General features: G+C 46.4%; 23 protein-coding genes and 1 other annotated feature. Of the genes, 18 read left to right on the top strand and 5 right to left on the bottom strand.

Annotated features, from left to right (window positions below; all coding sequences use genetic code 11):
* Nucleotides 1–10: 10 nt before the first annotated feature.
* Genes OQ477_RS01800 through OQ477_RS01815 form a run of 4 tightly spaced genes read right to left on the bottom strand, consistent with a single transcriptional unit; the run spans nt 11 to nt 2,969 of the window.
* Complete coding sequence (locus tag OQ477_RS01800) at nt 11–667, bottom strand: amino acid ABC transporter permease (protein ID WP_032873869.1); 657 nt, start codon at nt 665–667, stop codon at nt 11–13.
* Nucleotides 668–685: 18 nt separating this feature from the next.
* Entirely contained in the window at nt 686–1,336 is a 651-nt protein-coding gene (locus tag OQ477_RS01805) for an amino acid ABC transporter permease (protein WP_265971195.1), read from the bottom strand.
* A gap of 56 nt (nt 1,337–1,392) precedes the next feature.
* A complete protein-coding gene (locus tag OQ477_RS01810; protein WP_265971196.1) occupies nt 1,393–2,220 on the bottom strand; it encodes a transporter substrate-binding domain-containing protein in 828 nt (275 codons plus the stop codon).
* Between the two features lie 20 nt (nt 2,221–2,240).
* Nucleotides 2,241–2,969 (bottom strand): amino acid ABC transporter ATP-binding protein, encoded by a 729-nt coding sequence (locus tag OQ477_RS01815; RefSeq protein ID WP_265971197.1) that lies wholly within the window; start codon nt 2,967–2,969, stop codon nt 2,241–2,243.
* Nucleotides 2,970–3,189: 220 nt separating this feature from the next.
* Here OQ477_RS01815 and OQ477_RS01820 point away from each other — a divergent pair, with 220 nt between their 5' ends.
* From OQ477_RS01820 to OQ477_RS01880, 13 genes are all read left to right on the top strand, one after another.
* Nucleotides 3,190–4,251: an AI-2E family transporter gene (locus OQ477_RS01820; protein WP_007612803.1), complete on the top strand. Its 1,062-nt coding sequence runs from the start codon at nt 3,190–3,192 to the stop codon at nt 4,249–4,251.
* A gap of 43 nt (nt 4,252–4,294) precedes the next feature.
* Nucleotides 4,295–4,502, top strand: a binding site (T-box leader).
* Between the two features lie 80 nt (nt 4,503–4,582).
* Nucleotides 4,583–7,219: an alanine--tRNA ligase gene (gene alaS / locus OQ477_RS01825; RefSeq protein ID WP_265971198.1), complete on the top strand. Its 2,637-nt coding sequence runs from the start codon at nt 4,583–4,585 to the stop codon at nt 7,217–7,219.
* A gap of 84 nt (nt 7,220–7,303) precedes the next feature.
* Entirely contained in the window at nt 7,304–7,570 is a 267-nt protein-coding gene (locus OQ477_RS01830) for an IreB family regulatory phosphoprotein (protein ID WP_012118070.1), read from the top strand.
* An 8-nt stretch (nt 7,571–7,578) separates the two neighbouring features.
* Nucleotides 7,579–7,995: a Holliday junction resolvase RuvX gene (gene ruvX / locus OQ477_RS01835; protein ID WP_003152750.1), complete on the top strand. Its 417-nt coding sequence runs from the start codon at nt 7,579–7,581 to the stop codon at nt 7,993–7,995.
* 12 nt (nt 7,996–8,007) lie between these two features.
* Nucleotides 8,008–8,289, top strand: coding sequence for a DUF1292 domain-containing protein (locus OQ477_RS01840; RefSeq protein ID WP_003152751.1), 282 nt, complete (start codon nt 8,008–8,010; stop codon nt 8,287–8,289).
* Between the two features lie 110 nt (nt 8,290–8,399).
* On the top strand, nt 8,400–9,491 hold the full coding sequence (gene mltG, locus OQ477_RS01845) for an endolytic transglycosylase MltG (RefSeq protein WP_265971199.1): 1,092 nt from the start codon (nt 8,400–8,402) through the stop codon (nt 9,489–9,491).
* Nucleotides 9,492–9,642: 151 nt separating this feature from the next.
* The gene (locus tag OQ477_RS01850; protein ID WP_265971201.1) at nt 9,643–10,296 is read left to right on the top strand and encodes an O-methyltransferase; all 654 of its coding nucleotides are present in this window, start codon (nt 9,643–9,645) and stop codon (nt 10,294–10,296) included.
* Between the two features lie 6 nt (nt 10,297–10,302).
* Nucleotides 10,303–11,232, top strand: a complete 930-nt coding sequence (locus tag OQ477_RS01855) for a peptidase U32 family protein (RefSeq protein ID WP_007408214.1) — start codon at nt 10,303–10,305, stop codon at nt 11,230–11,232.
* A gap of 17 nt (nt 11,233–11,249) precedes the next feature.
* Nucleotides 11,250–12,518 carry a peptidase U32 family protein gene (locus OQ477_RS01860; RefSeq protein WP_007612788.1) on the top strand — a complete coding sequence of 423 codons (1,269 nt, stop codon included), beginning with the start codon at nt 11,250–11,252 and terminating at the stop codon, nt 12,516–12,518.
* Nucleotides 12,519–12,524: 6 nt separating this feature from the next.
* The gene (udk, locus tag OQ477_RS01865) at nt 12,525–13,160 is read left to right on the top strand and encodes a uridine kinase (RefSeq protein WP_003152763.1); all 636 of its coding nucleotides are present in this window, start codon (nt 12,525–12,527) and stop codon (nt 13,158–13,160) included.
* Between the two features lie 238 nt (nt 13,161–13,398).
* Nucleotides 13,399–13,872, top strand: a complete 474-nt coding sequence (gene greA / locus OQ477_RS01870) for a transcription elongation factor GreA (protein ID WP_003152766.1) — start codon at nt 13,399–13,401, stop codon at nt 13,870–13,872.
* Nucleotides 13,873–13,925: 53 nt separating this feature from the next.
* Nucleotides 13,926–15,680 carry a peptidoglycan D,D-transpeptidase FtsI family protein gene (locus tag OQ477_RS01875; protein WP_265971205.1) on the top strand — a complete coding sequence of 585 codons (1,755 nt, stop codon included), beginning with the start codon at nt 13,926–13,928 and terminating at the stop codon, nt 15,678–15,680.
* A gap of 63 nt (nt 15,681–15,743) precedes the next feature.
* Nucleotides 15,744–16,460, top strand: coding sequence for a YrrS family protein (locus OQ477_RS01880; RefSeq protein ID WP_014418462.1), 717 nt, complete (start codon nt 15,744–15,746; stop codon nt 16,458–16,460).
* Nucleotides 16,461–16,499: 39 nt separating this feature from the next.
* On the opposite strand, the gene OQ477_RS01885 is transcribed toward OQ477_RS01880, so the two are convergent.
* The gene (locus tag OQ477_RS01885; protein ID WP_265971206.1) at nt 16,500–16,703 is read right to left on the bottom strand and encodes a YrzA family protein; all 204 of its coding nucleotides are present in this window, start codon (nt 16,701–16,703) and stop codon (nt 16,500–16,502) included.
* Between the two features lie 183 nt (nt 16,704–16,886).
* Here OQ477_RS01885 and OQ477_RS01890 point away from each other — a divergent pair, with 183 nt between their 5' ends.
* The 5 genes from OQ477_RS01890 (at nt 16,887) to OQ477_RS01910 (ending at nt 20,673) form a co-directional block, all read left to right on the top strand.
* A complete protein-coding gene (locus OQ477_RS01890) occupies nt 16,887–17,528 on the top strand; it encodes a class I SAM-dependent methyltransferase (RefSeq protein ID WP_088461162.1) in 642 nt (213 codons plus the stop codon).
* A 20-nt stretch (nt 17,529–17,548) separates the two neighbouring features.
* Nucleotides 17,549–18,244, top strand: coding sequence for a 5'-methylthioadenosine/S-adenosylhomocysteine nucleosidase (mtnN, locus tag OQ477_RS01895; RefSeq protein WP_265971210.1), 696 nt, complete (start codon nt 17,549–17,551; stop codon nt 18,242–18,244).
* Between the two features lie 47 nt (nt 18,245–18,291).
* Nucleotides 18,292–19,215 carry an O-acetylserine dependent cystathionine beta-synthase gene (locus OQ477_RS01900; protein WP_015387961.1) on the top strand — a complete coding sequence of 308 codons (924 nt, stop codon included), beginning with the start codon at nt 18,292–18,294 and terminating at the stop codon, nt 19,213–19,215.
* 1 nt (nt 19,216) lies between these two features.
* The gene (locus tag OQ477_RS01905; RefSeq protein ID WP_265971212.1) at nt 19,217–20,359 is read left to right on the top strand and encodes a bifunctional cystathionine gamma-lyase/homocysteine desulfhydrase; all 1,143 of its coding nucleotides are present in this window, start codon (nt 19,217–19,219) and stop codon (nt 20,357–20,359) included.
* A gap of 83 nt (nt 20,360–20,442) precedes the next feature.
* Nucleotides 20,443–20,673, top strand: a complete 231-nt coding sequence (locus tag OQ477_RS01910; RefSeq protein ID WP_007408222.1) for a YrhC family protein — start codon at nt 20,443–20,445, stop codon at nt 20,671–20,673.
* Nucleotides 20,674–20,706: the final 33 nt, after the last annotated feature.

A 20,706-nucleotide genomic window follows, 5' to 3' on the forward strand; every position in this document is an offset into this window, starting at 1 on the left:
AGTATCCTTTTTACGTTTGTCTCGCTTCCAGCCGTCTGGCTGCGAGAGACAGGCTGTAATTGACCGCGAAATACATCAGGGCCGCCAGCAGAAAGATCGGGAAAAAATATCCTCCGTCAGCGCTTTGTCCGTTTAAAATCTGCGCGTTATGAATCAGTTCGGGCAGAGCGATGACGACCGCAAGTGACGTATCCTTTAATAAGGAGATAAACTGGCTCACAATCGGAGGAACCATACGCCTGAGCGCCTGCGGCATGACGACGAGAAAAAGAGTCTGCGTGTATGTCAGTCCTGAAGAACGCGCCGCTTCAATCTGTCCTTTGTCAACGGATTGCAAACCGCTTCTGATGATTTCTGACAGCATGGCCGATTCAAAAATCGTCAGCGCCGTGATGGCGGCCGCGGTAATTTCCAGTTTGATCCCGATTTCCGGAAGGGCAAAAAACGTAAAGAAAATGATTAATAACAGCGGCAGGTTGCGGATGGTTTCCACAATGGCCGCTATACTGCCCGAGACGATAGGAATTTTCGCATAGCGCAAAGTGCCGGCGGCAAGCCCGAAAATAAAACTCAGGACAATGGAGATCAGCGCAACATAAAGTGTGACCAAAAAGCCGTCCCATAAAAACAGCAGATGGTCAGGTGTATAGGCGCCGCTAAAATCCATGTTTTTCACTCTCCTTCTCTAATAACTCTTTCCGAGACGTCTTTCCAAATAGTGAACCCCGATGCTGAGCGGGATCGTTAATATCAAATAAAAAAGCGCGACGAAAATATAGACATCAAACACGACAAGAGTGCTTGAGGAAACGAGATCCGCCTGATACATCAAATCGAGTCCCGCCACCACTCCGAGTATTGATGAGTTTTTGACAAGGTTGAGAAATTGGTTTCCGAGCGGGGGAATCACGATTTTTACGGCCTGAGGAAGAATGATATATCTCATCGCCTGACTGTAGGTGAAGCCTGACGATCTGGCCGCTTCCATCTGCCCTTTGGAGACAGTCTGAATTCCGGCTCTGATGGCTTCTGCGATAAAGGCGGACGTATAAATCGTCAGCGCAATCGTTCCCGCCTGAAAGCCGTCCAGTCTCAGCCCGGCGTTCGGAAGTCCGAAATAAAAAACGAATGTGATGAGGAGAAGCGGGATGTTCCGGATAAATTCCACATACGCAGTGCCGATCCATTGAAGGGGTTTGAAAGCCGTGATTCTCATGACTGCGATCAGAACGCCCAGCGCAAAACTGCCTGCCAGCGCGACGAAGCTCGCAAGCAATGTGTGCAGGAAACCGTCCATATACATATCGAAGTTTTCCGTTAAAATTGAAAAGTTCATCTATGTCACTCCTTATAAAACGGGGATGAGCATGGCTGCTCATCCCGCGGTCCTTTCTATTTTGCCGGTTCTTCTTTAATCCATTTTTTATAGATTTTTTCGTACCTGCCGTCGGCTTTCATTTTTTTCAAAGAGGTGTTGATTTCCTTGATGAGTCCGGATTGGCCTTTTTTGACGGCGATTCCGTAAGGTTCATCGGTGAAGGTTTCGCCTGTCAGCTGATATTGTTTATTTTCATCTGCCATGCCGTATAAAATCGCATTATCGGTTGTGAGCGCATCTCCCTGTCCCGCTTTAAGCGCAGTGAACGCTTCGGCGTAATTTTCAAATTCCAGCACTGAGGCGTCAGGCGCTTTTTCTCTGATGTTTTGTGAGGAAGTAGAGCCTTTTACCGCCAATACTTTTGAGCCTTTTCCCAGGTCTTCGGTGCTTTTGATGCTGCTTCCTTTTTTGACGAGCAGGGATTGCCCGGCTTCAAAATAAACATCTGAGAAATCAACTTCTTTTTTCCGCTCATCCGTTATCGTCATCGTGGCGGTGATGGCATCGATATCGCCGTTTTGCAGCATCGGAATTCTCGTTTTTGACGTCACTTCTTTAAATTCCGCTTTCTTCTCATCCCCCAGAATATCTTTTGCGAGCTGTTTTGAGATATCAATATCGAAGCCTTCAATATCACCGGAGCTTGGGTTTTTCAGCCCGAATAACCTCGTGTCGGTTTTGACGCCGAAGATGATTTTGTCTCTGTCTTTAATAGAGGCTAACGTGTCTTTTCCCGTTCCTTTTGAATCCCCGGACGTTTCTTTCCCTCCGCAGGCTGCCAGCATAAAGACGGCCAGCAGTGATATCAATCCGAATGACAACCATTTTGTTACGCGTGACATAAGCGCTCCTCCGTTTCTTTTCAGTGATTTAAAATACGGCTTAAGAATAAACGCGCCCTCTCTTCACGGGGGCTTTCGTAAAATTCAGCCGGTGCAGCTTCTTCTAAGATGGCTCCGCCGTCGATAAACACGATGCGGTCCGCCACTTCTTTTGCGAATCCCATTTCATGTGTGACGACTGCCATGGTCATGCCTTCCTTTGCGAGTGTTTTCATGACATCCAGCACTTCCCCGATCATTTCCGGATCAAGCGCGGATGTGGGTTCATCAAACAGCATAATTTCGGGCTTCATCGCAAGCCCCCTGGCGATGGCGACACGCTGCTGCTGGCCGCCCGAAAGCTGTGAAGGATAAGCGTCCGCTTTTTCCGGTATACCGACTTTTTTCAAATAGTATAAGGCCGTTTCTTTTGCTTCTTCTTTTGATTCCTTAAGCACTTTGATCGGTGCGAGCATGATGTTTTGCAGAACGGTTTTGTGCGGGTACAGATGAAAATGCTGAAACACCATGCCGATATTGCGGCGGACCTGATTTATATCCGTTTTCTTGTCATGGATGGAGACGCCGTTTACCGTTAAGGCGCCTCCATCAACTGTTTCCAGCTGATTAATGCAGCGGAGAAGCGTGCTTTTTCCCGATCCTGAAGGTCCGATGATAACGACGACTTCCCCTTTTTTAATGTGCAGATTAATGTTTTTCAGCACGTGGAAATGTCCGTAGTGCTTATTTACATCCTGAAATGAAATCATGGCCATCCTCCTTAAAAAAACATGAGTCATATTGACTGGACAGTTTTTGAAATCCTTTAACACATTACGATGGTTATACAGATTTTTATGAATATTATTTAGATTATTTCGTAATTTCTGATAATTATTTCCGTCAAGAGGTCTGCGTCATAAGGCGGAGTTTATGAAAGGGGAATAATTCCGGCTTTCTGTCAAAAGATAAAGCAAGAGGTGAAACGTCATGCTTCAAAAACCGCTGCAGCTCTTAATGTGGACGGCTGTATGTCTGCTCGTTTTGTTAACAGTGTATGTCTTTTGCATGCTCGATATGTTATGGTCTCCCATTTGGCTTGTTATAAAATCTCTCTTTATTCCTATATTCATCGCAGTATTTATTGCTTATCTTTTACTTCCGATTACTGAATGGCTTCATAGAAAAGGGATGCCTAGAACTTTAAGCCTGCTTCTGATTTATTGCCTGTTTTTCGGCGGAATCGGCTGGGGGGTTTATAAAGGGGTTCCTGTTTTAATTGAACAGCTGCAGGATCTGTCTGAGAGCATTCCCGGTCTTGCCAAAAACTACAACAGTATGCTGAAGCATCTGCATAATCACACGGATCATTGGCCTGACGGCATGCACCATCGGATGGACAAAATGATTCAGCAGACAGAAACGTTTCTTGCCGGCACGATTGAAAGCACGATCAGAAGCATCCGTTTCGTGCTTGATTATATCCTGATCGCGGCGACGATTCCTTTTCTCGTGTTCTATATGGTGAAGGATATAGACGTCATGAAAAAGACAGTCTGGTATTTGACGCCGAAGTCCTGGAGAAAAAGGGGGAGTGAATTTCTGCGGGATGTGGACGACTCTCTCGGTGATTACATCCGCGGTCAGCTTCTCGTTTGTTTTTTGCTCGGGTTAATAGCCGGCGTTTCATTTTGGCTGTTCGGGCTTCCTTACCCGCTGATTTTGGGTCTTGCCATCGGGATTACGAATGTCATCCCGTATTTCGGTCCGTTTATCGGCGCTGTACCGGCGCTGCTCCTTTCGCTGGCGATTTCTGCTAAAGCTGTGATCATCGTAATCGTCACGATTTTTATTCTGCAATTTATAGAAGGAAACATTTTGAGCCCGCTTATTGTCGGGCGCAGTCTCAGAATGCACCCCGTCGTGATCATGCTGGCGCTCCTTGCCGGAGGAGAGCTCGCGGGCATTCCCGGCATGATTCTCGCTGTACCGGCGGCAGCCGTTTTAAAAGTGACGGCCATACACTTTTTGCGAATCAGGACGGAACATTGACATTCGGGTTCTGCTTGTCTATAATTTCGAGTAGAATACATACGAATCTCGAGTGACGGATATGAGTACGCCGAAGCCCTGTTTAAGAGAGAAGCTCCGATACGCTGAAAGGAGCTTCAGCAGAAGATCGGCGGAAGCTAATCCTGAGTGCAGTTAAAGGCTGCCGCAGTCCTGCGTTACGGGATGAAAGGTGACAGGCCTTTTTCGGCCTGTAATCAGGGTGGTACCGCGAGACAGCTCTCGTCCCTGTGTGAACGCATGGTTTGCATAGGGAGAGAGCTTTTTTGCTGTCGCAAAAGAGAATTTCGGGTAGTGATAAGGAGGAATATAGATGAAACACTTAACTTCTGCTGAAGTGCGTCAAATGTATTTAGATTTCTTTAAAGAAAAAGGCCATGCCGTTGAACCGAGCGCCTCATTGGTTCCGCATGAAGATCCGTCTTTATTATGGATCAACAGCGGCGTTGCGACGCTGAAAAAATACTTTGACGGCCGCGTTGTGCCGGAGAATCCGAGAATTGTAAACGCGCAAAAATCAATCCGTACAAATGATATTGAAAATGTGGGGAAAACGGCGCGCCACCACACGTTCTTTGAGATGCTCGGAAACTTTTCCATCGGTGATTATTTTAAAGAAGAAGCCATCACGTGGGCATGGGAGTTTTTAACGAGCGAAAAGTGGATCGGCTTTGATCCGGAGCTGCTGTCTGTAACGGTTCACCCTGAGGATGAAGAAGCTTATACGCTATGGGCGGAAAAAATCGGCGTTCCGGAAGAAAGAATCATCCGTCTGGAAGGGAACTTCTGGGATATCGGCGAGGGCCCGAGCGGACCGAATACGGAAATTTTCTATGACCGCGGCGAGAAATACGGCAATGACCCGTCAGATTCTGAATTGTATCCGGGGGGCGAAAATGACCGCTATCTTGAAGTGTGGAACCTGGTATTCTCAGAGTTCAACCACAACCCGGACGGCACGTACACACCGCTTCCGAAGAAAAACATTGATACGGGCATGGGGCTTGAACGGATGGTCTCCGTGATTCAGGATGTCCCGACAAACTTTGACACTGATTTGTTTATGCCGATTATTGAAGCAACAGAGCGCATTTCCGGAGATGCTTACGGAAAGGATGCAGTGAAGGATACGGCCTTTAAAGTGATCGCCGATCATATCAGAACGGTCGCATTTGCGGTAAGCGACGGAGCTCTGCCGTCAAATGAAGGGCGCGGGTATGTACTGAGACGCCTCTTGCGCCGGGCTGTGCGATACGCGAAAACCATCGGTATCAGCCGTCCGTTTATGTATGAGCTGGTACCGACTGTTGCGGGAATTATGGACGCTTTCTATCCGGAGGTGAAAGAAAAGCAAGAGTTTATCGCCAAAGTCATCAAAACGGAGGAAGAGCGCTTCCACGAAACATTAAACGAAGGTCTGGCCATTTTATCCGACGTGATAAAGAAAGAGAAGGAAAAAGGCAGCGGCATCATCTCCGGAAAAGACGTATTCAAACTGTACGATACGTACGGATTCCCGGTTGAATTAACGGAGGAATACGCGGAAGATGAGCAAATGAAAGTTGACCATAAAGGCTTTGAAGCCGAAATGGAAAAACAGCGTGAACGGGCGAGAAATGCGCGCCAAGATGTAGGAAGCATGCAGGTGCAGGGCGGCGCATTGCGCGACATTACCGCAGAAAGCACATTTGTCGGCTACAGTGCCGTAAAAGCTGAAGCGAAGGTGATCGAGCTTCTTCATGACGGGCAATTAATCAGCGAGGCGCATGAAGGGGATACCGTTCAAATCCTACTTGACAAAACGCCTTTCTATGCTGAAAGCGGCGGACAGATCGGTGACAGAGGAGTGCTGAGAAGCGAGCAGGCTGTCGTAACCATTAAAGACGTGAAAAAAGCTCCGAACGGTCAGCATGTACACGAAGGCACGGTGGATAGCGGCACGATTCAAAAAGGCGCAAGCGTGACGGCTGAAGTGGAAGATCAAATGAGAAGCGGCGTGGTGAAAAACCATACGGCAACCCACCTTCTGCACCAGGCGCTGAAAGACGTTCTCGGCACACATGTCAACCAAGCGGGTTCACTCGTTACCGAAAACCGTCTGCGTTTTGACTTCTCTCATTTCGGTCAAGTGACGAAAGAAGAACTTGAACGCATTGAAGGAATCGTCAACGAAAAAATCTGGGAGAGCATTCCGGTAGCGATTGATTTGAAACCGATCAATGAAGCGAAAGAAATGGGCGCAATGGCCCTGTTCGGCGAGAAATACGGCGATATCGTCCGCGTCGTACAAGTCGGAGATTACAGCCTTGAGCTTTGCGGCGGATGCCATGTCACGAATACGGCAGAAATCGGTCTGTTTAAAATCGTATCCGAATCAGGGATCGGCGCAGGTACGCGAAGAATCGAAGCCGTAACAGGAAAAGGCGCTTATCAGGAAATGAACAGCCAGCTCAGCCTTCTGCAGCACGCTGCGGACGAGCTGAAATCAAACGTAAAAGACGTACCGAAGCGAATTCAGTCTCTTCAAGCGGAGCTGAAGGAAGCGCAAAGAGAAAATGAATCATTGCTCAGCAAACTCGGCAATGTGGAAGCCGGAGCCATTCTGTCTAAAGTAAAAGACATCGGCGGCGTAAAAGTGCTGGCTGAAAAAGTAAATGCGAAAGACATGAACCACCTTCGCACTATGGTGGATGATCTGAAAGCGAAGCTCGGTTCTGCGGTCATCATTCTCGGCGCCGTGCAAAACGAGAAAGTCAACCTTTCAGCAGGCGTGACGAAAGACCTGATCGAAAAAGGCCTTCACGCCGGCAAAATGGTCAAACAAGCGGCTGAAGTCTGCGGAGGCGGAGGCGGAGGCCGTCCGGACATGGCGCAGGCCGGCGGAAAGCAGCCTGAAAAATTGGAAGAGGCGCTCGCATCTGCGGAAGATTGGATAAAATCCGTTTTATAATCCTTTCAACTAGTGTAGAATGATGATAAGATGAGGACCTCAGGCTGAACTTTGCCTGCGAATTTGGGAAAGAGGTGCAAAACGGTGAGCTCGTTTGATAAAACGATGAAATTTAATTTCTCCGATGATTCTGCTGAAACAAACGTCGAAGAAGTGCTGAATACGGTATATGATGCGCTTCAGGAAAAGGGGTACAATCCTATCAACCAGATTGTCGGATACTTGCTGTCTGGAGATCCTGCATACATTCCTAGGCATCGCGACGCCCGGAACTTAATTCGCAAACTGGAACGTGACGAATTAATTGAGGAATTGGTAAAATCCTATCTAGAACAGCATAAAGAGGCGTAAATACATTCATGAGAATATTGGGACTTGATCTTGGAACGAAAACACTCGGCGTAGCTTTAAGCGATGAAATGGGCTGGACCGCTCAGGGCATTGAGACGATAAAAATAAACGAGGCTGAAGGAGATTACGGTCTGGACCGTTTATCCGAGCTGATGAAAGACTATAATGTAGAGAAGATCGTGCTCGGTTTTCCGAAAAACATGAACGGGACGATCGGTCCGAGAGGCGAAGCCAGCCAAACATTTGCGAAACTGCTTGAAACAGCGTACAATGTCCCTGTTGTGCTGTGGGACGAGCGTCTGACGACGATGGCGGCTGAAAAAATGCTGATCGCGGCTGACGTCAGCAGGCAAAAACGAAAAAAAGTCATTGATAAAATGGCGGCTGTCATGATCCTTCAAGGATATCTGGACAGTTTAAACTAAGAGGTGAAAGAAATGGAACACGGCGAAAAACACATTACAATTGTCGATGATCAAGGCAACGAACAGCTTTGCGAAGTGCTGTTCACATTTGAAAACGACACATTCAACAAATCTTACGTACTTTATTATCCGATTGATGCTCAAGACGATGATGAAATCGAAATTCACGCTTCAAGTTTCGAACCGAACGAAAACGGTGAAGACGGCGAACTGATGCCGATTGAAACCGATGAAGAGTGGGAAATGATCGAAGAAACGCTGAACACGTTTTTAGCGGAAGAAGACGAAGAATAAAATGAACGGAAAAAGCCGGAGCGCATATGCGCTTCGGCTTTTTTTTGTAATAAATTGCCGAATGCACATGAATCATGTAGTATAAGAGCTGTTGGGAGGAAAATACTTGTATGAATATCAATCAGACTAAAAATTCATTTCCGCGTAAAAACAAAAAAACGACGATAATACTGTCCTCCGTGATCGCTCTGCTTATCATCATTTGCGGTGCTTTTTTCTATGGGAAATCTCTGCTGTCCCCGGTTGACAAAGGCAGCAAAACGGCAGTCAATATTAATATTCCGAGCGGTTCTTCCGTTTCGGCAATCGCTGAAATTCTTGAGGATCAGCATGTCATCAAAAGCAAAAAAGCATTTCAGCTGTATGTGAAGTATAAAGGCGCTTCCGGGTTTCAGGCGGGATTTTACCACCTGAATAAAGGAATGGATGCGGATACGATTATCAAAAAACTGACCGCGGGATCAACGGGATATGCCTTTCAGATCTCCGTTCCTGAAGGAAAACAGCTTACACAGATTGCGGATGCGATCGCAAAAGAAACATCATATTCAAAAGAAGAGATCATGGCGAAACTGGATGACAAAACATTCATCGGCAAACTGAAAAAACAGTTTCCTGATACGATAACGGACGCACTTTCAAACAAGAAGCTCAAGCATCCGCTCGAAGGCTATCTGTATCCGGCCACATATCCGTTTAATGATCCGGATGCATCGCTTGACACGATTTTGACGGCAATGATTCAGGAAACAAACACCCGTATCGAAACGTATAAATCTGAACTGGAAAAAAAGAAACTTTCCGTCCATAACGCTCTGACGATGGCATCACTTATTGAAGAAGAAGCCACCGCCAAAGCCGACCGTCACAAAATCGCCAGCGTTTTTTACAACAGGCTCGAAGAAAAAATGCCGCTGCAGACTGACCCGACGGTATTATATGCGGCCGGTAAGCATAAAAGCCGGGTCTACTACAAAGACCTGAAAATTGATTCTCCGTTTAATACGTATAAACATAAGGGGCTGCCGCCGGGACCGATTGCAAATGCCGGTGATTCATCATGGGAAGCGGCTCTCCGCCCTGACAAAACGGATTATCTTTATTTCCTTGCAAAATCAAACGGCGAGGTCGTTTTCACCAAAACATTAAAAGACCATAATAAAGCGAAGGAAAAGTATATTTCCAAAAAAGACAGCGAATAAAAGGAGGGCAAAAGCTCTCCTTTTATTCCATTCTGAAAGGTTTTATGATAAAATATATCGGGTTGTTTACTTATGGATAAAGAAGTGTCTTAAGAGAGTGTCCCCGCGGATTCGTCAGGGGCACTCCTTTTTAGAACGGAGGCTGTTTGCCGTGAATGATCGGTATGAACAAATAAACGAGTATATAAACGCGATGCTGAAGCCTCGGCCTGATAAAGTGAAAAAGCTTGAAGCCTATGCAAAAGAGCACCATGTTCCGATTATGGAAGAAGCGGGCATTGAAGTGCTGCTTCAAATGCTGTCGATTCAACAGGCGAAAAACATTTTGGAAATCGGCGCGGCAATCGGATATTCCGCCATACGGATGGCGCTTGAGCTTCCGGATGCGAATATTTACACGATTGAACGGGACGACAAACGCTATGAAGAAGCTGTGAACAATATAAAAGACTTTGAAATGGAAAACCGGATTCACGTAATGCACGGGGATGCGCTGGAACTTTCTGAGTCTGTCCGTGTCACGGCTCCTTATGATGCCATTTTTATCGACGCGGCCAAAGGCAAGTACACGAACTTTTTTGAGCTCTATGAACCGATGCTTGCGCCGGATGGAGTCATTTTTACGGACAATGTTCTGTTTAAAGGGCTGGTGGCACAAAATCACTCGGACATTGAGCCGAAAAGAAGACGGAAGCTTGTTGAAAAAATTGATCAATATAACCAATGGCTGATGGACCGGCCTGACTATCAAACGGTCATACTGCCGGTCGGAGACGGCATCGCCATCAGTAAAAAGAAGAGGTGAAGGATCATGAAAAAACCTGAACTTTTGGTGACTCCGACTTCTGTACAGGATATTCTTCCGCTCATTCAAGCGGGCGCAACGGCCCTGTTAGTCGGAGAACAGAGATACGGCCTGAGACTGGCCGGTGAATTTTCAAGAGAAGATATAAAAGAAGCCGTAAAGACAGCTCATCAGGAAGGCGCGAAAGTGTATGCCGCCGTCAATGCTATTTTTCACAACGAAAAAGTGGACGAGCTGAACGGCTATCTTGCCTTTTTGCAGGAGGCCGGCGTTGATGCGGCTGTTTTCGGTGATCCGGCCGTTTTAATGGCGGCGCGTGAAGCGGCTCCCGAGCTTAAACTGCACTGGAGCACGGAAACAACGGGAACCAACTACTATTCCTGCAATTACTGGGGACGCAAAGGCGCACGGCGGGCAGTGCTGGCTAAGGAATTAAATATGGACAGCATCATTGACATAAAAGAAAACGCCGAAGTGGAAATTGAAATTCAAATCCACGGCATGACGTGCATGTTCCAATCGAAGCGTTCTTTAGTGGGCCATTACTTCGAATACCAGGGTAAAGTCATGGACATCGAACAGAAGAAAAAAGAAGCGGGGATGTTTCTGCATGACAAGGAACGGGGCAATAAATACCCGATTTTTGAAGATGAAAACGGCACGCACATCATGAGCCCGAACGATGTGTGCATGATTGATGAATTAGAGGACCTGATGGACGCCGGCATCGATTCTTTTAAAATCGACGGAGTTTTGAAGTCTCCTGAATACTTAACTGAAGTGACCCGCATGTACAGAGAAGCAATCGATTTGTGCTTCGAAAGCCGAGAGACATACGAAGAGAAAAAAGAGAGCTGGATAGAGCGGATTGAAAGCATTCAGCCTGTGAACAGAAGCATCGACACAGGATTCTTCTTTAAAGAAACGGTCTATTAAAAAGGAGGGTGCAACGGATGACAGCCGTAAATCAAACCATTTCCAAAGTCGTAAACGGAAAACGCGTCATTACGAAAAAACCTGAACTCCTTGCTCCGGCAGGAAACCTTGAAAAATTAAAAATTGCCGTTCATTACGGAGCGGACGCGGTTTTTATCGGAGGACAGGAATACGGACTCCGCTCAAATGCGGATAACTTCTCAATAGAAGAAATCGCAGAGGGCGTAGAATTTGCCAAAAAATACGGGGCAAAAATATATGTGACAACAAACATTTTCGCCCATAATGAAAATATGGACGGTCTGGAAGAATACTTAAAAGCGTTGGGAGACGCAAAAGTTGCCGGAATTATCGTCGCTGATCCTCTGATTATTGAAACATGCCGGAGAGTGGCCCCGGACGTAGAAATTCACCTCAGCACACAGCAGTCCCTTTCCAACTGGAAAGCGGTGCAGTTCTGGAAAGAAGAAGGGCTTGACCGCGTGGTGCTTGCCCGTGAAACGAGCGGACTGGAAATTAAAGAAATGAAGGAAAAGGTGGATATTGAAATTGAAACCTTTATCCACGGCGCCATGTGTATCGCTTATTCAGGCCGATGCGTGCTGAGCAATCACATGACAGCCCGGGATTCCAACCGCGGCGGCTGCTGTCAGTCCTGCCGCTGGGATTATGACCTGTATCAGACAGACGGTGCAAACGCGGTCGCGCTCTATGGCGAAGAAGACGCTCCGTTTGCGATGAGCCCGAAAGATTTAAAATTGATTGAATCCATTCCGCAAATGATCGAGATGGGCATCGACAGCCTGAAAATTGAAGGCCGGATGAAATCAATTCATTACGTTGCGACGGTTGTCAGCGTGTATCGCAAAGTCATCGACGCATACTGCGCTGATCCTGAAAACTTTGTCATTCAAAAAGAATGGCTGGATGAGCTGGACAAATGTGCAAACCGGGATACCGCGCCTGCTTTCTTTGAAGGCACGCCCGGGTATGAAGAGCAGATGTTCGGTGAACACGGAAAGAAAACAACATTTGATTTTGCCGGTCTCGTGCTCGCGTATAACGAGGAAACTCAAATGGTGACGCTCCAGCAGCGCAATTTCTTTAAACAAGGTGACGAAGTGGAATTTTTCGGTCCTGAAATCGACAATTTCACATTCACAATCGGCACTATTTGGGACGAAGACGGAAACGAGCTTGATGCTGCCCGCCATCCCCTGCAAATCGTTACATTTAAAGTAGACAAAAAGATTTATCCGAGCAACATGATGAGAAAGGGGAAGTAATCACCAATGGGTAAGAGTCCTGTAGTTATAGGCATCGCAGGAGGTTCCGGATCAGGAAAAACAAGCGTCACCCGTTCCATCTATGAACAGTTTAAAGGACACTCGATTTTAATGATCCAGCAAGACCTTTATTATAAAGACCAAAGCCATCTTCCGTTTGAAGAAAGGCTGAACACAAACTATGATCACCCGCTCGCATTTGATAATGACTATTTAATCGAGCATATTCAAGAACTTTTGAATTACCGGCCGATAGAAAAGCCGATTTATGATTATAAACTGCATACGCGTTCTGAGGAAACCATTCCGGTTGAGCCGAAAGATGTCATTATTCTGGAAGGCATTCTCGTTCTCGAAGATAAAAGGCTTCGCGACCTCATGGATATGAAACTTTATGTCGACACGGACGCGGATCTCCGTATCATCAGACGGATTATGAGAGATATTAACGAAAGAGGCCGTTCAATCGATTCTGTCATTGAGCAGTATGTGTCCGTCGTCAGACCGATGCACAATCAGTTTGTTGAACCGACGAAACGCTACGCGGACATCATTATTCCGGAAGGCGGGCAAAACCACGTCGCGATTGATCTGATGGTCACGAAGATTCAAACGATCCTTGAACAAAATGCAATTTTGTAATACCATAGCATAGACATAAATAACTCAGACCATATTATGTATAGGCTGGAAGGGAATGAGACAGTTCCCTTCTTTCCCTGTTTATAAACCGAAACATTTGCAGAAAACACATATTCAGTTTAAGATAAACAGTACCTATATGGGAGAGAAGAACGAGGACTGCCCTGTGTTCTCATTCTTGATTTTTTCGTTTATGCTCTCATACATAATCACACGTTATTGTAAGGAGTGAAGGAACATGGCACAAGAAAAAGTTTTTCCGATGACTCACGAAGGAAAACAAAAACTTGAACAAGAATTAGAGCAATTGAAAACGGTTAAACGTAAAGAAGTAGTAGAACGCATTAAAATCGCAAGAAGCTTCGGAGATCTGTCAGAGAACTCTGAGTATGATTCTGCAAAAGAAGAACAGGCATTTGTGGAAGGGCGCATCACGACGCTTGAAAACATGATCCGCAATGCGAAAATCATCGAGGACGACGGCGGTTCAAATGTAGTCGGTTTGGGAAAAACCGTATCATTTATCGAATTGCCGGACGGTGAAGAAGAATCTTACACGATTGTCGGAAGCGCTGAAGCTGATCCGTTTGAAGGGAAAATTTCAAACGACTCGCCAATCGCCAAAAGCCTGCTCGGCAGAAAAGTGGACGAAGAAGTGACAGTTCAGACGCCGGGCGGAGAAATGCTAGTGAAAATTGTGAAAATTTCATAAGATCTGTTTAACAATGAAACACCTCGTCCAAAATGTGGATGAGGTGTTTTTTTATGATCGTATCAAAAAGGCTGAAAGCGGCCATGATTTGTTTTCTGCTCGTGTTTTTCTTTCTGCTTGCGAGGCTGGCTGAAATTCAGCTGTTTTTCACAGAATCTTTTTCAAAATCCAATATTAATCTGATTCAGGAGAGCGTCAAGCAGCGGACGGAAGAAGTCCTTATTTCAGACGGACGCGGCTCTTTTCTTGATCGGAACGGCAAAGAACTGACCGGAAAAAAGCAGCCTGCGGTCATACTGTTTCCCTTTCTCGTGACGCAGGATTGGCCGGTTGACCGGGTATCAGACATTCTCGGAATGAAACAGGGGGAGCTCAGGCAGCTGCTCACGGAAGCAAAAAAACCGGTGATCCTGAACAGCAGAAAAATAAAACATTTGACGAAACAATCCGTGTCAAATATCAATTCTTTGAAATATCCCGGCATTTACGGCGTATATATGAAAGACAGCAAAGAAACAAACATAGCCGCTCATTTGTTGGGCGCGACAAACCAGGATCCTGAGCTTTTGAAAAAGAAATACCCCGGCAGGAAGGAACTGCCGATCACGGCAAAAATCGGGACAAGCGGGATGGAGCGGACGTTTGATGAGTTTTTACTGGCGGATCAGGACACAAAACTTTTGTATCATGTCGACGGAAGGGGAAACCCTTTATTCGGAATGGACGTCAAATATACGGCTGAAGCAAACGCGTTTTATCCGCTGCAAGTCAAAACCTCCATCGACCGCAATATTCAAAAAGCAATGGAAGATGTATTGAAAGACCGCGGGTTAAAAAAGGGGGGAGCCGTCCTTTTAGACATTGAAAAAAGCAGTGTGCTCGGAATGGTATCAAAGCCTGACGCCGACATGTCAAAGCAGCAGACACTGCAAAATTACATGCTGACGCCGATTTATCCGGGATCAGTATTTAAAACGGTGATCGCCGCAGCCGCAATAGAACAAAACGAAGTGAAGCCGGGCACATCCTTTAACTGCAATCTCAACCTGTACGGAGAGCCGGGGGATGACAAAGGCACGCTCAGTTTTGGAGAAAGCTTTGCCCAAAGCTGCAATTATACGTTTACAAGTCTTGCGGAAAAATTGATCAAAAAAGATGATTCCGTTATTGAAAACATGGCGGAAAAACTCGGTCTCACCCAGCGGGCGGGCTGGGAAGGCAAGCTGTACCGGGAAGACGGATTCAGGCAGCTGTATAATGAAAAAAGCGGGGTCATTTGGGGAGATGACAAAGACAAAACCGTAAAAAAAGCCGTCGCACAGACGGCGATCGGGCAAAAAAACGTGAAAGTCACGCCTCTTGAAGTCGCCAATATGATGGCGGCGATTGCGCGCGGCGGTGAAAAAAAACAAGTCAAAATCGCGGACAAAATTGAATACAAAAACAAAACGACGATGGCGTCATTCAAAGATCAGCCGTTAAAAGGGGAAAACATCGACAAATATACGGCGCAGCAGCTTCAAAAAATTCTCAGAGAAGTCGTCACCTCACCGAAAGGAACCGGCCGAAGGTTTCAGGATCTGCCGTATGAGATAGCAGGCAAATCGGGAACGGCCCAGACGGGAATGTTCACAAAAGAAAAACAGACGCTTTACCACAAATGGTTTGCGGGATACTTTCCCGCGGACAAGCCGAAATACGCTCTCGTGGTGCTGCACATGGACACGCCGGGGGATAAGGCTCTGACAAATACAGTGTTTTATGATATTGTTAAAAAGGTACATGAAAATGAAATAAATCAGACATAGAACAACCGCTCAGCCCATGTTAAAATATATGCTGAGCAAGAGGGATAAAGGAGTGCAGAATGATTGAGCAATAAACAATCTCGTTTTGAAAACCGTGATAAGCGCAGAAAAGCAAATATGGTGCTTAACATTTTAATTGCTATCGTATCTATTCTTATTGTCGTCGTTGCCGTCAGCCTCTTCATCAACAGTCCGTCGGGCGACGTGAGCGAAAAAGCGGACACGAGCCAGAAGCAGGAAACACCTGCATCAGGCAAGACGAAGCAGACATCGGATGAAGACATAAAAGACAGCAAAAAAGATACGGCATCAGACGATGACAAAAAAGATAAACAGGATAAGGACACATCTGATTCATCTTCAGACTCTGACAGCAAAAAAGACGATGATTCATCGAAAAGTGATGACAGCAGCAAAAAAGACTCTGATTCAAGCGATCCTTTTAAAGGCGCAAAAATAACAGAGGGCGGTTCATCAAGCGATGTCGAGAAAACAATTGTTAACCCAAAATGGAAAGCGGTCGGCACAAAGCAGACGGGAGAACATGCGGCGACGTATGACTCAAGCTCTGAAGACTGGGCCGAAATGCTTGACGCCATCTCTTACGCAACGGGCGTGTCAAAAGATCACATGACAGTGCTGTGGCTCGGAAACAATGGAAGTCCGCAAGATGCGAAGGGTAAAGTTTTAGACAAAACGAACGGCAAAAAGTATCAGGTCACCATCACTTGGAAAGACAAAAAAGGCTGGAAGCCGACAAAAGTAGAAACCTTAAAATAACCGCAAAAAAGCAGCTGATTATTCAGCTGCTTTTTTCTGTCATACGTCAGCTGAAAAATGCACCGACGCGCTGTAAAGGACTCTGCCGTCAACGGCCGTCACCTGATGGGATACGGAACGGACGCGAAGCATAATCGCCTGGTTGTTTTCAATCTGAACGTTTATTTTCTTTTCAAGCTCCTGCAAAGATGCCGCTTCGAAAAATTCTACTTTATCTTTGATTAAATCCAATTGAAAATTCATCAGTACAGATCCTCCTGATTTTTCTTCTGAGTCAATGAAAGTATAAGCCTTTCTGCCGTAATTGCGCAATAATCCCAAAGTATTTTAGTACCCTTCCATTCTTTTTTGTGATAGGATAGGAACTGTTCCACGATTAATCCATACTATACTTATAGGAATTATAAATTATGGAGAGTGAAAAATATGGGCCGTGAATTTATTCCTTTATTTGAAGATTGGGCAGCGACTTATGACGCCACAGTGCACGGGGCTGACAGACAATATGCTGCTGTTTTTAAAGGATATGACAACATTCTTGACAGCATTGTCGCACTTTCGGGTTCAAACGTTTTAGAGTTCGGACCGGGAACGGGGAATTTAACGGCGAAATTAGCCGCCGCGAACAAAAAGGTGTTTGGTGTAGAACCGTCTCCGTCAATGAGAAAACTGGCGGCTGACAAGCTTTCTGACAAAGCCGTGTTCAGTGACGGAGATTTTCTGGAGTTTCCCGCTCCGCCTTTTCAAATAGATACCATCGTCAGCTCGTACGCCTTTCATCATTTAACCGATGAAGAAAAGCGAACGGCTGTAAAGCAGTATGGCGCAATCCTTCAGAAGCATGATAAAATAGTGTTTGCCGATACAGTCTTTAAAGATCATGAAGCTTATGATGAAGCCATTCAAAAAGCAAGCCGAAACGGCTATCATCAATTAGCGGACGATTTAAAGACGGAACATTATCCGACACTCGCGACAATGAAAAACATCTTTTCAGAAGAGGGATTTGCCGCGCGGTTTACGCAGCAAAATGACTTTGTCTGGATAATGGAGGCGATTAAACGGTAAATCGAAGGGATTGTGTATAAATGAAACTGGCAGTCATCGGAGCAATGGAAGAGGAAGTTACGATTTTAAGAAGCAAACTAAAAGACGCAAAACAAGAGATAATCGCTCACTGTGAGTTTACAACTGGCAGCTATGAAGGCATCGAAGTCATCTTGCTGAAATCAGGTATCGGGAAAGTCAACGCGGCGATCAGCACGACGCTTCTGCTTGACCGTTTCAAACCTGATTATGTGATTAACACAGGCTCAGCGGGCGGTTTTCATCATACATTGAATGTAGGCGACGTCGTCATCTCAACAGATGTCCGCCATCATGACGTGGATGTGACGGCGTTTGACTATGAATACGGACAGGTGCCGGGTCTTCCGGCAGCATACAAAGCTGATGAAAAGCTGATCAGCATTACTGAGGAAGCGGTTTCTGAACTGAACGGCATTCAAGTCGCCAAAGGCACAATCGCTACGGGAGATTCTTTTATGAATGATCCGAAGCGGGTTGAAGACGTACGCGCCAAATTTGCGGATTTGTACGCGGTTGAGATGGAAGCTGCGGCTGTCGCACAGGTGTGCCACCAGTTCAAAACGCCTTTTGTTGTCATCAGAGCTTTATCTGATATTGCCGGAAAAGAATCTGACGTTTCATTTGATAAATTTTTAGAACAGGCTGCCGTTCATTCAACTGAGCTTGTCCTGAATGTCATCAAACGAATTCACTAAGCGGGGGATTCTCGTTCTCCTCCGCTTTTCCAGGAGGAGGACATATATTGAACGTGATAACAGATATTACAGAACTGATCGGAAATACACCGCTGCTCCGTCTCAAGCATTTTGATATACCGGAGGGAACAGCGGTTTATGCTAAGCTTGAGATGATGAATCCGGGCGGAAGCATTAAAGACAGGCTGGGCGGGATGCTCATTGAAGATGCGCTTCGCACGGGAAAGGTGAAACCGGGCGGCGTTATCATTGAGGCGACTGCCGGAAACACCGGGATCGGACTCGCTCTGTGCGCCAGAAAGCATCAGCTTCGCGCCGTTTTTTGCGTCCCGGAGCATTTCAGCAGAGAAAAGCAGCAAATTATGAAAGCTCTCGGAGCGGACATCGTGCATACGCCGAGAGAAGAAGGCATGCAGGGAGCCATTCGAAAAGCGCTTGAACTGGAGAGAGAGATTAATAATTCTTATGCCGTTCTGCAATTTAAAAACCGAGTAAATCCATTGACTTACTATAAAACGATCGGGCCCGAAATATGGAACGCGCTCGGCGGGGATATCCACGCTTTTGTCGCAGGAGCGGGTTCCGGCGGCACCTTTGCTGGTACGGCAGCTTATTTAAAGGAGAAAAATCCTGCCGTCAAAACGGTGATCGTTGAACCGGAAGGCTCGATCCTGAACGGAGGAGAGCCGCATGCCCATAAAACGGAAGGCATCGGCATGGAGTTTATCCCGGATTATATGGACGAGAACCATTTTGACGCCATTTACACGGTGGAAGACGATACGGCGTTTTCGCTTGTCAGAGAAGCGGCCGAGAAAGAAGGCCTCTTAATCGGAAGCTCTTCAGGGGCGGCTCTTTATGCAGCGCTAGAAGAAGCGAAAAAAGCGCCCGCCGGATCAAATATCGTCACTATTTTCCCTGATGGCAGCGATCGATATATAAGCAAAAACATTTTTCAAGGAGGTCAGTAAAATGAAGAAAAAAACGCTGATGGTGCACGGAGGAATTACGGGAGATGAAAAAACAGGAGCGGTTTCCGTACCGATTTATCAAGTAAGCACGTACCGGCAGCTGAAAGCGGGCGAGCACACGGGTTATGAATATTCAAGAACGGCCAATCCGACGCGGACGGCGCTTGAAAGCTTAATTGTGGAGCTTGAAGGCGGTGCGGCAGGATATGCGTTCGGCTCAGGCATGGCTGCGATTACTGCCGTCATGATGCTGTTTGACAGCGGCGATCATGTTATTTTGACGGATGATGTATACGGCGGCACTTACCGCGTGATGACAGGCGTGCTGAACCGCTTCGGCATTGAAGCGGACTTTGTCGATACGAGCAGCAAAGAAAAAGTCCAGAAAGCCATCCGTCCGAATACGAAAGCCATTTATATCGAAACACCGACAAACCCGCTATTGAAAGTGACTGACCTCAAACTGATGTCTGACATCGCAAAAGAAGCGGGCGTATTGCTTATCGTCGATAATACGTTTTACACGCCGTATTTCCAGCAGCCGCTCAGCTTCGGCGCGGACATCGTGCTGCACAGCGCGACAAAATATCTCGGCGGCCACAGCGATGTCGTCGGCGGCTTAGTCGTCACGGCTGATAAAGAGCTCGGTGAAAAGCTTCATTACGTGCAAAACTCAACAGGCGGCGTTTTAGGACCGCAGGATTCATGGCTCTTAATGAGAGGCATTAAAACACTGGGACTCAGAATGGATGCCATCAATCACAGCGCCGGGAAAATCGCCGAGCTGCTTGAAGCGCATGATGCCGTTCAAACGCTCTATTATCCGGGATCAGCGAAACATCCGGGCCATGAGCTGACAAAAGCGCAAAGCTCCGGTTTCGGCGGAATGATTTCCTTTGATGTCGGCAGCAGCGAACGCGTCGACGCGTTTTTAGAAAAATTGAACCTGTTTACGATCGCGGAAAGTTTAGGAGCGGTTGAAAGCTTAATCTCCGTGCCGTCCAGAATGACGCACGCTTCGATCCCGCGCGACCGCCGGCTTGCGCTTGGCATTACCGACGGGCTCGTACGGATCTCAGTCGGTATTGAGGATACTGAAGATTTAACGGCGGATGTGAAACAGGCGCTTGATTCACTTTTATAAAGAATGGATAGATTTACATTCTCTGTCGGCTGTCAGCTTGTATTATAATGTTGGTAGACTATAAAACTGGCAGGTGACCTTATATGGAGAAGAAAAGACTGAAATCATTAATAGAAGATTTTAAGCATTACGCATTTATTCTGCTTGCAGTCAGCACCTTCATTTATATCGGCGCGGTTCTTCCCGGACAAGGGCTGACTGCGGGCCAGAAAATGCTGATGTTTGTAACGGATTGTGTATTTTTAGCGGGCGCTTATTTCTGCGTTGACCGTTCACTTATTTATAAAAAGAGGCTGGAAGAGGCCGAAGAATAAAAAAAAGCCATTGTCTTTTGACAATGGCTTTTT

This window comes from Bacillus sp. ChL18, assembly GCF_026241425.1.
Classification (GTDB): domain Bacteria; phylum Bacillota; class Bacilli; order Bacillales; family Bacillaceae; genus Bacillus; species Bacillus velezensis.

Coding starts and splice junctions, on each gene's coding strand:
- OQ477_RS01800 (WP_032873869.1), bottom strand. CDS start 667: ATGGATTTTAGCGGCGCCTATACACCTGACCATCTGCTGTTTTTATGG.
- OQ477_RS01805 (WP_265971195.1), bottom strand. CDS start 1,336: ATGAACTTTTCAATTTTAACGGAAAACTTCGATATGTATATGGACGGT.
- OQ477_RS01810 (WP_265971196.1), bottom strand. CDS start 2,220: ATGTCACGCGTAACAAAATGGTTGTCATTCGGATTGATATCACTGCTG.
- OQ477_RS01815 (WP_265971197.1), bottom strand. CDS start 2,969: ATGATTTCATTTCAGGATGTAAATAAGCACTACGGACATTTCCACGTG.
- OQ477_RS01820 (WP_007612803.1), top strand. CDS start 3,190: ATGCTTCAAAAACCGCTGCAGCTCTTAATGTGGACGGCTGTATGTCTG.
- alaS (WP_265971198.1), top strand. CDS start 4,583: ATGAAACACTTAACTTCTGCTGAAGTGCGTCAAATGTATTTAGATTTC.
- ruvX (WP_003152750.1), top strand. CDS start 7,579: ATGAGAATATTGGGACTTGATCTTGGAACGAAAACACTCGGCGTAGCT.
- OQ477_RS01840 (WP_003152751.1), top strand. CDS start 8,008: ATGGAACACGGCGAAAAACACATTACAATTGTCGATGATCAAGGCAAC.
- mltG (WP_265971199.1), top strand. CDS start 8,400: ATGAATATCAATCAGACTAAAAATTCATTTCCGCGTAAAAACAAAAAA.
- OQ477_RS01855 (WP_007408214.1), top strand. CDS start 10,303: ATGAAAAAACCTGAACTTTTGGTGACTCCGACTTCTGTACAGGATATT.
- OQ477_RS01860 (WP_007612788.1), top strand. CDS start 11,250: ATGACAGCCGTAAATCAAACCATTTCCAAAGTCGTAAACGGAAAACGC.
- udk (WP_003152763.1), top strand. CDS start 12,525: ATGGGTAAGAGTCCTGTAGTTATAGGCATCGCAGGAGGTTCCGGATCA.
- greA (WP_003152766.1), top strand. CDS start 13,399: ATGGCACAAGAAAAAGTTTTTCCGATGACTCACGAAGGAAAACAAAAA.
- OQ477_RS01875 (WP_265971205.1), top strand. CDS start 13,926: ATGATCGTATCAAAAAGGCTGAAAGCGGCCATGATTTGTTTTCTGCTC.
- OQ477_RS01885 (WP_265971206.1), bottom strand. CDS start 16,703: ATGAATTTTCAATTGGATTTAATCAAAGATAAAGTAGAATTTTTCGAA.
- OQ477_RS01890 (WP_088461162.1), top strand. CDS start 16,887: ATGGGCCGTGAATTTATTCCTTTATTTGAAGATTGGGCAGCGACTTAT.
- mtnN (WP_265971210.1), top strand. CDS start 17,549: ATGAAACTGGCAGTCATCGGAGCAATGGAAGAGGAAGTTACGATTTTA.
- OQ477_RS01905 (WP_265971212.1), top strand. CDS start 19,217: ATGAAGAAAAAAACGCTGATGGTGCACGGAGGAATTACGGGAGATGAA.
- OQ477_RS01910 (WP_007408222.1), top strand. CDS start 20,443: ATGGAGAAGAAAAGACTGAAATCATTAATAGAAGATTTTAAGCATTAC.